The following is a 12,782-nucleotide window of genomic DNA, read 5'->3' on the forward strand; positions in this document are numbered from 1 at the left end:
GCAAGAAATAACTTGAACGAATTTAGTGACGTAAATTAAGCAAGAAGATCTCGATTGGTGTATGCCAATTAAGACATTTAAGTGGCCGTGAATTCAAATACCAATTAATTTGAATCAGCTTGTGATCGCTTAACTCTTCAATGGCTTGGCCTTTGGGAATAAAGCGTCGTAAAACTCGGTTACGGTTCTCATTACTACCGCGTTCATGTGGTGAATAGGCATGGGCAAAATAAACCTGTGTACCAGTTTGCCGTTCAATTGTCTGATAGTTAGCGAACTCTTTACCATGATCTACGGTAAGCGTCTTGAGCTTGTTTTGAAGTTGACTAGCTAGTTCAAGTACGGCTTGAGTCATGGACTGACTGTCGCGACCATGGAGCCGTTTAACAATTGTCAGGCGACTCTTACGCTCCACAAAAGTAGCCACAGCTTGACCTTTACATTTGCCAGAAAGTACGGTATCAGCTTCAAAGTGGCCGAATTCCTGGCGAGTTTCGACTTTATGAGGACGCTCCTCAATGGAGCGGCCGTGACTGAACGTACCACGCTTTTCTTTAGCACGATGACGACGAATTCCATGATCAGGCAAATCGGGCAACTGTATATCAAGCCAGCCTTGATCAATCCAGTTATAGACCGTCTTGTAGGCAATCCCAACCACATGGGCAACTTGTTCAGGGGACCACTTCTGGACTTGAATCTTTTCCTCGACCAAGTGTTTAAGGTTTTTAGTGAGCGAAGACTTCCGCCCCCGTTGACTAACCTTTCGTTCAAAGTCAGTTTGCGCTAGCTCAGCCTGGTACTCACTATTTAGCCGGTGAAGTTCGTTAAAGATGGTGGTCTTACTAAAGCCTAAGTAGTTAGCGATGTATCGCAAGGAACGTCCTTCATTATGAAGCGTTTCAATGACAACACGGTTCTGGAATGATAAAATAGTGGTGCCCATTAAGGTCCTTCTTTCTAATGGAATGTTGTGGTAACACCATTAAAGACCTTGATGGGTTTTTCTGTCCACTTAAATGTTCAACTTAAATTTTACAATCTGCCTTTTTTAAAAAAGTTCTATACTATACTAGAATACCAGAAAATAAATAAAAGTTAATTACTATATTAGGTAGGTTTAACAATATGCAAAGTTTAGCTAACTATGATGAGTTCTCAAGAAAAGAGTGGGAAAACTTTCATGGTGAATATAAGAAACAAGCCATTACTGATGGAGAATTGCGGAAGATCAAGTCTCTAGACGATGAAATTTCAATCGATGATGTCCGCTCAGTGTACGCTCCGATTCGCCATTTACTACATATTTACTTAAAGAACTATCGCAAATTAACCAAGTTAAAGAATGAATTTTTAAATAATAAAACGCGCAAGGTTCCATTTGTAATAGGTGTCTCCGGTTCGGTTGCTGTGGGAAAGAGTACGACCGCTCGATTGTTGAAGATTATGTTAGAGCGTTCTTATCCACAATATAAAGTGGCACAGATGACAACGGATGGTTTTTTGTATCCCAGTAAAATTTTAAAAGAACGTCATTTAATGGATAAAAAGGGATTTCCAGAAACATATGATATGTCCAAACTGTTAGATTTCTTAGGTGAAGTCAAAACTCGTGGTGGTAAAATACGATATCCTTTATATTCACATAACATTTATGATATTATTCCTGGAAAATACGAAGAGTTAGATAATCCAGATATTTTGATCGTTGAAGGGATAAATGTATTACAATTGCCTCAGAACGAACAGATCTATGTCAGTGATTTCTTTGATTTTTCAATTTATATTGATGCAGAAGTCGATGATATTGAGGAATGGTTCTTAAATCGTTTTGAGACACTTTTAGATTTAGCGAGAAATGATCCTAACAGTTATTACTATCAATTCACTCAGATTCCTGAAACTGAAGCGATGAAAATGGCAAGAAATGTGTGGAATACGATTAATTACCCTAATTTGCGTGATTATATCAAGCCAACTATGAACCGAGCTGACCTTATTTTGCACAAATCTGAGGATCACCAGATCGATAAAATTTATCTCAGAAAATATTAAGCGTTAACAATATATGACATGGAACTAATTTTCGTATACAATAGAATAAATAAAAAAAGTGGGGGAAATTGATTTGAGCAAGCAATGGCCAGATGCTGATAGCATCATTGTTCTAGACTACGGTAGTCAATACAATCAATTGATTACTCGTAGAATCAGAGATATTGGCATATACTCTGAATTACTACCAAATACTATTACTGCTGCAGAAGTTAAAGAAATCAATCCTAAAGGTATTATCCTTTCTGGTGGACCTGATAGTGTCTACGACGAAGGCGCCTTTACAATCGACCAAGACATTTACAAGTTAGGTATTCCTATTCTTGGTATCTGTTATGGTATGCAATTGATGTCTTATAACCTTGGCGGTAAAGTCGAATCAGCAAGCAACCGTGAATATGGTCACGCTGATATTACAGTTACTGATAAAGATGCTGTACTATTCAAAGACTTACCTGAAAAACAATACGTTTGGATGAGTCATGGTGATCTTGTTAAAGAAGCTCCAAAAGGCTTCAAAGTAGTTGCTACAAGTAAAAATGCACCTATTTCATCAATCGCTGATGATGAACGTAAGATGTACGGTGTACAATTCCATACCGAAGTTAGAAATACTGAATTCGGTTCAGAAATCTTGAAGCATTTTGCATTCGACGTTTGTGAAGCAGAAGCTAACTGGTCAATGGATGATTTCATTGATCAACAAATTCAAAAGATTCGTGAAACTGTTGGTGACAAGAAGGTTCTTCTTGGTTTATCCGGTGGTGTTGATTCTTCTGTTGTTGGTGTATTGTTGCACAAAGCTATTGGTACACAATTGACAAGTATCTTCGTTGATCACGGTCTTCTTCGTAAGAATGAAGCCGATCAAGTTATGGACAGTTTGAAAGGTAAGTTTGGTTTGAACATCATTAAAGTTGACGCTCAAAAACGCTTCTTAGACAAACTTGCTGGCGTAACTGATCCAGAAAAGAAACGTAAGATTATTGGTAACGAGTTTATCCAAGTGTTTAACGATGAAGCTCAAAAGCTTGATGGTATTGACTTCTTAGCACAAGGTACACTTTATACTGATGTCATTGAAAGTGGTACAAGTACTGCTCAAACAATTAAATCTCACCATAACGTTGGTGGACTTCCAGAAGACATGCACTTCAAGTTGATCGAACCACTTCGTACATTGTTCAAGGATGAAACCCGTGAATTAGGTGAAAAACTAGGTATGCCACACGAATTAGTATGGCGTCAACCATTCCCAGGCCCAGGCCTTGGAATTCGTGTTATCGGTGAAGTTACCGAAGAGAAGTTACAAATCGTTCGTGATAGTGACTGGGTTCTTCGTGACGAAATCGCTAAGAACGGCCTAGATGAAAAAATTTGGCAATACTTCACAGTCTTGCCAGGTATCAGAAGTGTTGGTGTCATGGGTGATGGTAGAACATACGATTACACAATCGGAATTCGTGCCGTTACATCTATTGATGGTATGACAGCTGACTTCGCTAAGATTCCTTGGGATGTACTTCAAAAGATCTCAGTTAGAATCGTAAACGAAGTAGATCATGTCAACCGTGTAGTTTATGATATTACTTCTAAGCCGCCCGCAACTATTGAGTGGGAATAAAGAGCCAAGTTAACTTGAAGGCGGATACCTATATATCAGCCTTTATAACTCGGAACTAATGGCAAAAAACATGTAAATTAACATGGTTTTCAGCCAAAATTATTGTAAAAAATTAGAGTCTAAGACAAATCATGTTGATAAGGCTTAAAAATATAGAGCATCTCTGATTAATTTCAGGGATGCTCTTTTTATGATAAATATTCTTATATTCTAAATGTTTAATTTTCTTAAATAAATGAATATTTTGTTATGTTAAATCAAAATAGAATATACCACTCTGATTAGCTAAAATAAAACTATCAAAAATAAAAGGGGATTTTACATGAGAAGAGGAAACTATTCTGCAAAAAAGAAGTGGTATCAAAAGAAAAGAGGATGGATAGTTATCGCGGCTATTATTCTAGTATTTGCTGGAATAAATGGAATTAAGAATACGAATACAGATAAATCGGATAAAAATAAAGTGTCACAGGTTGCTAAGGATAAATCTAATTCGAAGAAATCAACTAAAGAGGTATATTCTGAAAAAATAGAAAATACTGAAAAATCAGCAGAACCGCAAAAACCTGTTGTACCAACTGAATATAAATCAGCATTAAGAAAAGCTGAATCTTATGCAGATAATATGCATATGTCAAAATTAGGAATACAAAAACAATTGACATCAGAATATGGTGAAAAATTTTCAACTGAAGCGGCTCAATACGCTATGGAGAATATAAAAGCAGACTGGAATAAAAATGCTTTGTTTAAGGCTAAGTCGTATCAGGAAGACATGTCAATGTCACCAGAATCAATAAGAGATCAATTAACATCAGAGTATGGAGAACAATTTACTGCTGAGGAAGCAAACTATGCTATTAGTAATTTGAAATAAATTGATTTTGGGTAGGAAGGAAATATTCAAATAGTTCATAAAAAATGTAAGTATTAATCAATTTATAAATACTTCGTCTGGCGATATGACAACCGACATCAAAGTAAAATAGCAATTCTGAAATTAATTCAGAATTGCTATTTTTTTATTTTAATTATTTAGAGATTAAGTTAATCTAACCTGTTATCAGAATTGTTAGGAATAGCATCTTTAACAAAATTTTTATTTTTGCGGGCATGAATTAATAAGTACCAAATCAAACCAATAATGATTGTAATACCCATTAGGCAGAATAATCCTCGATAACCAGTCAGTGGTTCAATTATACCTAAAGCATAAGGGCCAACTCCCAGACTTAAATCAAAGAGAATGAAGTAGGTGGCTGTTGCTTGGGAGAGTCTTTCGATAGGAACACTTTTTGCAGCGACGGTTTGACAGGTGGATTGAAAATTACCAAATCCTAAACCAATTAGAAAGGCAGATACCAAGATCATCCAACCAGAACTGGCTGTGGCCAAAAGCATCATTCCTAACATATTAATAATTGCTGAAGGAATGATAACCGCATTTTCACCGAAATGATCAATAATTCTGCCGGTGAATGGACGAGAAATTAAAATTGCGGCGGCGTAAATCAAAAAGAAGACGGATGAGTAACTAGCTAAGTTTAATTCTGTTGTATAAAAACTTAAATAAGCTTGAATAGCTGCGTAGCCTAAACCAACAATAAAAATTGTACTAGCGATTGGTAAAGCTTTAGGTTCAATAAAATCATGAATAGTGATTTTAGGATGCCTATTTGTGAAATGAAAAGCAATTTTACTGCCATTAACAAAGAGACAAAAAATCAAAGCTAGAATTGCTAGAATAGTTTCCATCATAAACATTACATTAAAATTAAAATGTTGTTCTACTAATAATCCAGCAAAAGGTCCAACAGCAGTTGCTAAAATTGTACTTAGACTAAAGTAACCGATTCCTTCACCAGTTCTTGCTTTGGGAAATAATAAAACGACAGCAGTATTAGTTACGGTGCTGACCAAACCGATGGCTATACCCTGAATCAAACGAACAACTATTAGAAAGAGAATTGAATTAGCCATTTGATATAATAAAGTTGCTGGAATTAGAAGAATGGTACCAGCGACCATCAATTGTTTGTTACTGAAGATATGTGTCAAGTAACCACTGGAGAAACGGGAAATAAGAATTCCTATGACGGTGATACCGACAATTAGTCCTGTGATACTAGTAGGAGCTTGGAATTTTTTAACTGAATATAGACCAACGGTTACCATTAAACTATAGTATCCAGTCATAACGAAAAGATTGGTTAATGCAAGTAGCCAAAAGTCACGGCTAAAGAGTGATTCATGATTATTCAATATAAGAGCCTCCGTTTTTCTGAAAACAACAGATTCTATCTTACATAATGGAGTTAAGTCCATGTCAAATAAAAAATTATATTCAATTGGAACGTTTTCCAAAATAACTGGGTTGAGCCCAGATACAATTAGATTTTATGAAAAGAAAGATCTTATCCATCCTGAACATGGTCCCAGACGGTTGCGACAATATACTGATGCCCACGTGGATCATGTGGCATTGTTGCTAAGACTAAAAGCGGCTGGTTTTACTTTGGATGAAATTCATACTTATACCAACTATCGTGGTCAAGGGCCAGAAACCATACCAACACGTTTGAGATTGATGAGGGAAAAAGTTGAGTCCTTACATGAAAAACAGTCCGACATTGAGGCTAGTATCAAATATTTAAATGAAAAAATGGAATTTTTAAAAAAACAGCAACAAGATAATTTAATAAAGTGAACAGAAATAATAACTATAATGTCTGACTTGTAGTTCTAGGTCCTCCTTAATTAGAAGTAAATTTAAATTTTTTGATTAAATAATAATAAAGTATGTTATTCTTTTTGTAGAACATATGTTCGTATAGGAGAAAAACATGATTTTACATAAAATTAAGAGTATTCGCACAAATAATTTCAATGATCCAGAAATGTTTTCAAAAGTTATGGATCTGTGGTCTAAGTCGGTGGTTAATATACCAGAAAATAAAATTAGGTACGGTATTTATCATAACTATCAATCTGATTATAGGGGCGACTATTCCTTAACTACAGCAATTGAAGATAAAAATGATATGTCTGGGATTTTAATACCTGATTCTAATAAGTACATTACTTATACTGACGATTCAAATGATGTTCCCAAATTGTGGAAACAAGTATGGTTAGACGAGGATAATAAAAAAATTATTAGAAAATATGATTATGATTTTGAAAAATATTATCCTGATGGAACGGTTGAAGTATATATATCCGTTAAGTAAGAATTGTAAAAATAGGTCTTGGGTTCAAGTGGAATACATTATTGAATAAATCGAAATATATCAATAATTCATTAAGTGACCATGTAGCAATAATTTTTGCTAGAACAATACCAAATGTTTATAGAGCAATTCTATCAAAATTTATTTAAAACGATTATGAATTCAAAATCGATAGCTTTTTATTAGTAACTTCAACTGCAAGAATATACAATATGTTTAACCAGAAGAACCGGAGGATAGACATATGACACGTAAAGTTATTCTATTCATCGCGGAAACTTTAGATGGATATATTGCAGAAGAAAATGGCAACATCGATTACTTGATTGATAATGATTTTACATCTGGTGAAGACAACGATCGTGAATATGAGAAATTAGTTAAACATGTGGATTCAGTAGTCATGGGACGCAAGACTTATGACCAGGTGGCTAATAAATTGTCACCAGATAGTTATCCCTATGATGATTTTGATAATTATATAATGACTCGCCAGCCAATTGATGATGTCGGCAATCTGCACTTTGTAGATGGTGATATTGTTGATTTGGTTAACGGACTAAAGAAGAGGTCGTCTTCAAAAGATATCTGGATCATCGGTGGCAGCAGTATCATTGCCCCATTGGTTAACAGTGATCTAATTGATGTTTATCAAATAGGAATCGTTCCTATTATTCTGGGAAAAGGTATTCCTTTGTTCTCAGATAAAACAAAGTTTAAAGAATTAAGTTTGGTATCGGCTAAAAAAGTTAACGGTATCGCTTATCTTGAATATAGCAAGTAAAAAATAAGAGCATCTCTGATTGAAGTCAGGGATGCTCTTTTAGTATTTAAAATAATTAAGTTAAAAGTGTACCGATAAGATAGGTTACGATCATCGTTCCCAAACCAACAAGCAGATTTCTTAAAATACCTTTGATGACATTTGATTTACCCAATCTACTACTGATATATCCTGTGAAAGTCAAAGCGATAATTACTGAAAACATAGTTCCTGAAACTTTATATGGATAGGGAATAAAAGTAATTGCCATCAGCGGTAATAATGAGCCAATAATAAATGAGAAAAATGATGAGAAAGCTGCCTGCCAAGGGCTGAAGTAGTCTTTGAATTCAATATTGAATTTGGATTTTAACGTGGCAGCTAGAGGATCTTGTTCCATTAGACTAGAAGAAACTTGTCTTGATAAATCTAGACCTAACCCTTTATTTTCATAATAACTGGCCAGAGCATTTTCTTCACGATTAGGATTTGCAGCAATCATTTCTTCTTGCAATTTAACCATATTTCTTTGGGTATCTCTTTGAGTACTAACCGAGACATATTCGCCTCCGCCCATTGATAGGGCTCCAGCAAACATACCAGCTAATCCAGAAATGAATAATGTCATTTGACTTTGTTGTGCACCAGCTACTCCAGTCACAATTCCGGCTACGGAAATGATACCATCGTTAGCTCCTAAAACACCGGCTCGAACTACGTTTAATCTTTCGGATAAACGTAATTTTTTAATTTCCCTGGGTACGATTGAATGTAGTAAATAATTACTCATAATTGGTCTCCTTCTGTTAGATCATCGGAAATTATAATGTCAATGCAAACGTTTAACTAAATATATTATATTTTTGAATAGAAAGAAAGATAAATTTTTAAAAGGCAAGTAATATGCTCAGTAAAAAATCATAAAATTGTGGGAATGATTTCACATATAAATATTAACTTAAAGGCATTTTTAGAGGTTTAAATAATCTACTAAAAATGCCTTTTCTAGTAGAAGAAAAATTTTTTAATAAATTTATCTAGAAAGACGACAAGTGTAGTCGAATAGGCTTTTTTCACGTAAACCTATCCCTAAGGTCAGAGTCTCATTTTAAATTTTGAAATGTTGTTAAATCGGTATTCCTGAAATTTAATGCAAAAAATATTTCAAAAAAATGTTCTTTTTAAAAATGATTGTGAAAATTTCTACATGTCAAGCAAAATGCTCTCACTGACACAATTATTTCTAAAAAAATAAAATTTTAATCAAAAAGCCTATTCTAAGGCCTTTAGTGAGAGTGATCTTGTGTTTTAATACTCAATTTGAAATGGAGTGTTGACTTGAACCGTAGGGGTCATAAATATAATGGCACCATAACAAAAATGCAAACGCTCACAAAGGAGAGATTATCATGAAATATGACGCACTTGGAATGATTGAAACTAAAGGTTTAGTAGGTTCTATTGAAGCGGCCGACGCAATGGTGAAAGCAGCTAACGTATCTCTTATCGGAAAAGAATTAGTTGGTGGAGGACTAGTTACTGTCATGGTTCGTGGTGATGTCGGTGCTGTTAAGGCCGCTACCGATGCTGGTGCCGCAGCCGCTCAAAGAATTGGCGAACTATTATCAGTTCACGTAATTCCTCGTCCACATGCAGAAGTTGAGAATATTTTACCAACTCCAAACACAAAATAAGGAGTAAGTGACAATGGATATTAATAAGGAATCTATCAATGGACGCATTAATCTTGCGGATAGTAAGAAAAATGCATTAACTAAAAAATTCCACACTACAGGATTAATTAATGGTGCAATTTCTGGATTAACATACGGTATCTATTCAACTCTGGTAATGGTTGCTAGTGGTTATGATCCATTAGTCAGTGCCGCTGGATTTTTGGCAGCACCGTTTGTCTGTTCAGGACTAAATGATTTTATTGCCGGATTGTGGTTGTTGATCTACAACGCTAAAAAAGGTCGTTTGAAGGAGTTAGGCAGAACTCTCAAGACTAAACCAGGCAAGATGTTGGTTATCGGATTCCTTCTTGGGGGACCAATTGCTAACGGTGCTTACTTAGTTGGTTTAGCAATGGCTGGTGCTTATGCAATTCCAATTTCTGCCACATGTAGTTTGTTCGGTGCTTTGTTTGCTTGGATGTTTTTGAAGCAAAAGCCAACCAAACGGGTTGTTTTGGGTATGGTGCTCTGTGTATTTGGCGCAATTATTATTAATTTTGTAAAACCTGAAGGGGCACCTAACTTCACTCTTGGAATTATCTGTGCTTTGATTGCCGCCGTTAGTTGGGGACTTGAAGGTGTTTTCTCTAGTTTTGGTGGTGCAATGATCGATACTGACGTTGCTGTTAACTTGAGAGAATTAATTTCAGGTCTAGTAGTTCTAGTTCTTATGGTTCCAGCTGTAGGAGCTCTTAAATTGCTTGGTGGAACAATTTCAGCCGGAATTCCACTTGTTTGGTTAGCTGTAGCTGGACTAAGCGCAGCCATCTCATTCGTTACTTGGTACAAAGCTAACGCAACTGTTGGATGTGCAATCGGAATGTCACTCAATGTTACTTATGCTTTCTGGGGAGTTCTATTCTGTGTTCTATTCTTAGGCCAGACTTTGACTCCAACAATCGTCATTGGCTCAATCGTTATTGTTCTGGGTGCCATTATTGTAACGATGAATCCTTTAGATCTATTTAAAAAGGGAGGCGTTGAACAATGAGTTTACCAAGTAGAATGGCCGTTTTGAATTATATGAATAGTCACGAAGCTGTTGATGTTAAGGCAGTTATGACAGCTTTGAAACCACTATACGGCAATGAAAAACAGTTTAACGAAGAATTATATATGGAACATTTTATGGCTTTAGAAGCCAATGGTTTGGTTGAGTTGGATAGTTATGAACTAGATAAAGACGACAACCTAATTATGAATTATCGAATCAACGCTGATGGTCGTGATGCTGTTGCAAAATATGTTGATAAAAAGTATAGCAACTAAACTAAGAGGTTGAATTTATGAGATATAAAGGTGATGAAGCATTGGGACTCATAGAGACAGTCGGTTTGGTCCCTGCATTGAAAGCGGCTGATGAAATGTTGAAAGCTGCAGAAGTTGAATTGATTTCATATGAAAACATAGGATCCACTTTAGTTACGGTTATTGTAAAAGGCGATGTTGCGGCAGTTAAGTCTGCTGTAGAAGCTGGTGCCAAAGCAGCGTCAGAGATCGGTAAACTTACAGCCAGCAATGTTATGCCACGTCCGATACCGGGTGTTGGCGACATTGTTTCAGTTCATGATATTGATCAATAACTTAGGAGTAAACAGATATGGAGAATTATAAAGCAATAGGATCAATTGAAACATTTGGTTTGGTGTTTGTTCTACAGGCTGCGGATGCTATGTGTAAAGCTGCGGATGTCGATATTGTCGGATATGAAAATGTTGCTTCAGGATATATTTCTGTAATTGTTCAAGGTGATGTTTCAGCCTGTGAAAGTGCAGTAGCCGCGGGAATCAAAGCTGTAGAAAATATGGGTGCTGAAGTTTATAGCTCGGTAGTCATTCCTAGTCCTCATCGCGACCTAACAAAAATAATTGATCGATATGCATTGAATAAACTATTGCCTGAATAATAAGGGAGCAATAATTATGCAATTAATAGACAATGATTTGAAGTCATTACAGGAAGCAAGAATCGTCTCGGAGACAGCTAGGGATTCGTTTGGAATGTTAAAAGGATATGGTCAGGATGAATTGAACCTTATTCTAAAAAAAGTAATCGATGATTTAACTAAAATTTTGCCAGATTTGCTAAAAATTGAGTACGCCAATAAATCTATCGGATCATGTGAAGATAAGTTAGATTTGTACAATCAGTTCATTGAACTATATAAGAAAGATATCGACAATAAAAAAATTGTTGGACCACTTTTATTTAATGATAAGAATCAAATTGAAAAGATGGGTGTGCCCTTAGGTCCGGTAGTTACACTCCTACCAATTGAAAATACCGTTTTATACAGTATTTATGCGTTATTGATAGCTATTAAATCAGGAAATACTTTAGTAATGGTTCCACATCCGAAGATGTCATCAATTTCTTCAAAAATATATCCCCAGATCCAACTGATCTGTACTAACGCAGGATTACCGCAAGGATTTCTCGGATATATGAACAATGTGACTTTCAATGGTGTAAAAGAGTTAACTGCCAGTTCAGAAGTGGCTGCTGTGATCAATGTTGGTTGTGCTGAATATTACGATCAGGTCAATATTCCAAGTAAACCAGTATTTTACGCAGAGACAGGGTCAACGCCAGTCTTCATTCAAAAGACAGCTGATATTGCAAAAGCAAGTTCGCAGATTATTAAAAGTAGAGCTTTTGATAATGGATTAGCTCCATCTTCAGAACAATTCGTTGTTGCTGAAAGCTCCATTTCTGAAGATGTCAGAACACAATTGATCAACGACGGAGCTTACTTCATGAATAAAGAAGAAGAAGCTAAGTTGAGACAAACATTGTTCCGTAAGGGTACAGAGGTTAGTGAAGAATATATCGGCAAAACTGCTAAATGGATCGCCAATCGATCAGGATTTTCAATTCCAGATGATGCTTTGGTATTAGTATCTGAACAGCCTTATATCTTCGAAGATGATCCCTTCGCTGTGAAGTTAAAATGTCCAATCATGGCCTTCTATAAAGAACCTGATTGGCGTCACGCTTGCGAAAAATGTATTCATCTTTTAAAAGAAAAACGCAATGGACACACGCTAGTTATTCATTCTAAAGATGACAAAATCATCAAAGAATATGCTATTCAAAAACCAGTTGGCAGAATGATTGTTAATGATTCCGCCTATCTAGCTGGTGTAGGGATAGGTTCAAGTTTTCCACTTTCAATGTTTTTAGGTGGTCAAACGACCGGTAGAGGTTGCACTGCTAAAAATATTGTAGCTGAAGACTTAACTTATCAAAGAATGATTTATTACAACGGTGATTCCGAAATTTCATCTGACGATAAAAATTTTGAAGAAGATGTTCTAAAGAAGTTCCTTAATAAGATTCTAGAAAATTAATTCCACGAGAAGTGAGGGAATGAT

General features: G+C 35.7%; 15 protein-coding genes. 12 read left to right on the top strand and 3 right to left on the bottom strand.

The window, feature by feature from the left end; all coding sequences use genetic code 11:
• Positions 1 to 22: 22 nt before the first annotated feature.
• Positions 23 to 946, bottom strand: a complete 924-nt coding sequence (locus tag ACI6PB_RS00685) for an IS30 family transposase (protein ID WP_404327429.1) — start codon at positions 944 to 946, stop codon at positions 23 to 25.
• Between the two features lie 182 nt (positions 947 to 1,128).
• Here ACI6PB_RS00685 and coaA point away from each other — a divergent pair, with 182 nt between their 5' ends.
• The 3 genes from coaA to ACI6PB_RS00700 all read left to right on the top strand — a co-directional run bounded on the left by coaA (position 1,129) and on the right by ACI6PB_RS00700 (position 4,556).
• Positions 1,129 to 2,055, top strand: a complete 927-nt coding sequence (gene coaA / locus ACI6PB_RS00690) for a type I pantothenate kinase (RefSeq protein ID WP_025085548.1) — start codon at positions 1,129 to 1,131, stop codon at positions 2,053 to 2,055.
• Positions 2,056 to 2,128: 73 nt separating this feature from the next.
• Entirely contained in the window at positions 2,129 to 3,679 is a 1,551-nt protein-coding gene (gene guaA, locus ACI6PB_RS00695; RefSeq protein ID WP_309510562.1) for a glutamine-hydrolyzing GMP synthase, read from the top strand.
• A gap of 322 nt (positions 3,680 to 4,001) precedes the next feature.
• Positions 4,002 to 4,556 carry an Ltp family lipoprotein gene (locus tag ACI6PB_RS00700; RefSeq protein WP_404327585.1) on the top strand — a complete coding sequence of 185 codons (555 nt, stop codon included), beginning with the start codon at positions 4,002 to 4,004 and terminating at the stop codon, positions 4,554 to 4,556.
• A 170-nt stretch (positions 4,557 to 4,726) separates the two neighbouring features.
• Here the strand turns inward: ACI6PB_RS00700 and ACI6PB_RS00705 are convergent, their stop codons facing one another.
• Positions 4,727 to 5,941, bottom strand: a complete 1,215-nt coding sequence (locus ACI6PB_RS00705; RefSeq protein WP_404327587.1) for an MFS transporter — start codon at positions 5,939 to 5,941, stop codon at positions 4,727 to 4,729.
• A 61-nt stretch (positions 5,942 to 6,002) separates the two neighbouring features.
• Here ACI6PB_RS00705 and ACI6PB_RS00710 point away from each other — a divergent pair, with 61 nt between their 5' ends.
• The 3 genes from ACI6PB_RS00710 to ACI6PB_RS00720 all read left to right on the top strand — a co-directional run bounded on the left by ACI6PB_RS00710 (position 6,003) and on the right by ACI6PB_RS00720 (position 7,693).
• The gene (locus tag ACI6PB_RS00710; protein WP_404327588.1) at positions 6,003 to 6,386 is read left to right on the top strand and encodes a MerR family transcriptional regulator; all 384 of its coding nucleotides are present in this window, start codon (positions 6,003 to 6,005) and stop codon (positions 6,384 to 6,386) included.
• A gap of 136 nt (positions 6,387 to 6,522) precedes the next feature.
• The gene (locus tag ACI6PB_RS00715; protein WP_404327589.1) at positions 6,523 to 6,909 is read left to right on the top strand and encodes an effector binding domain-containing protein; all 387 of its coding nucleotides are present in this window, start codon (positions 6,523 to 6,525) and stop codon (positions 6,907 to 6,909) included.
• Positions 6,910 to 7,153: 244 nt separating this feature from the next.
• Entirely contained in the window at positions 7,154 to 7,693 is a 540-nt protein-coding gene (locus ACI6PB_RS00720; protein WP_309510559.1) for a dihydrofolate reductase family protein, read from the top strand.
• Between the two features lie 55 nt (positions 7,694 to 7,748).
• Here ACI6PB_RS00720 and ACI6PB_RS00725 read toward each other — a convergent pair whose 3' ends face one another.
• Complete coding sequence (locus ACI6PB_RS00725; protein WP_404327590.1) at positions 7,749 to 8,462, bottom strand: VIT family protein; 714 nt, start codon at positions 8,460 to 8,462, stop codon at positions 7,749 to 7,751.
• 619 nt (positions 8,463 to 9,081) lie between these two features.
• Between ACI6PB_RS00725 and eutM the strand changes: the two genes are divergently transcribed.
• From eutM to ACI6PB_RS00755, 6 genes are read left to right on the top strand one after another with little or no spacing between them, the layout of a single operon-like run.
• A complete protein-coding gene (gene eutM / locus ACI6PB_RS00730; protein WP_025085267.1) occupies positions 9,082 to 9,366 on the top strand; it encodes an ethanolamine utilization microcompartment protein EutM in 285 nt (94 codons plus the stop codon).
• A gap of 13 nt (positions 9,367 to 9,379) precedes the next feature.
• Complete coding sequence (locus ACI6PB_RS00735; RefSeq protein WP_025085268.1) at positions 9,380 to 10,399, top strand: DMT family transporter; 1,020 nt, start codon at positions 9,380 to 9,382, stop codon at positions 10,397 to 10,399.
• The gene (locus ACI6PB_RS00740; protein WP_025085269.1) at positions 10,396 to 10,677 is read left to right on the top strand and encodes a hypothetical protein; all 282 of its coding nucleotides are present in this window, start codon (positions 10,396 to 10,398) and stop codon (positions 10,675 to 10,677) included. The genes ACI6PB_RS00735 and ACI6PB_RS00740 overlap by 4 nt, the downstream gene beginning before the upstream one ends.
• A gap of 17 nt (positions 10,678 to 10,694) precedes the next feature.
• Complete coding sequence (locus ACI6PB_RS00745) at positions 10,695 to 10,991, top strand: BMC domain-containing protein (protein WP_025085270.1); 297 nt, start codon at positions 10,695 to 10,697, stop codon at positions 10,989 to 10,991.
• Positions 10,992 to 11,008: 17 nt separating this feature from the next.
• Positions 11,009 to 11,314 carry a BMC domain-containing protein gene (locus tag ACI6PB_RS00750; RefSeq protein WP_025085271.1) on the top strand — a complete coding sequence of 102 codons (306 nt, stop codon included), beginning with the start codon at positions 11,009 to 11,011 and terminating at the stop codon, positions 11,312 to 11,314.
• A 16-nt stretch (positions 11,315 to 11,330) separates the two neighbouring features.
• The gene (locus ACI6PB_RS00755; RefSeq protein ID WP_056955921.1) at positions 11,331 to 12,758 is read left to right on the top strand and encodes an aldehyde dehydrogenase family protein; all 1,428 of its coding nucleotides are present in this window, start codon (positions 11,331 to 11,333) and stop codon (positions 12,756 to 12,758) included.
• Positions 12,759 to 12,782: the final 24 nt, after the last annotated feature.

The sequence above is a fragment of the Companilactobacillus paralimentarius genome, assembly GCF_963227125.1.
GTDB lineage: Bacteria > Bacillota > Bacilli > Lactobacillales > Lactobacillaceae > Companilactobacillus > Companilactobacillus paralimentarius.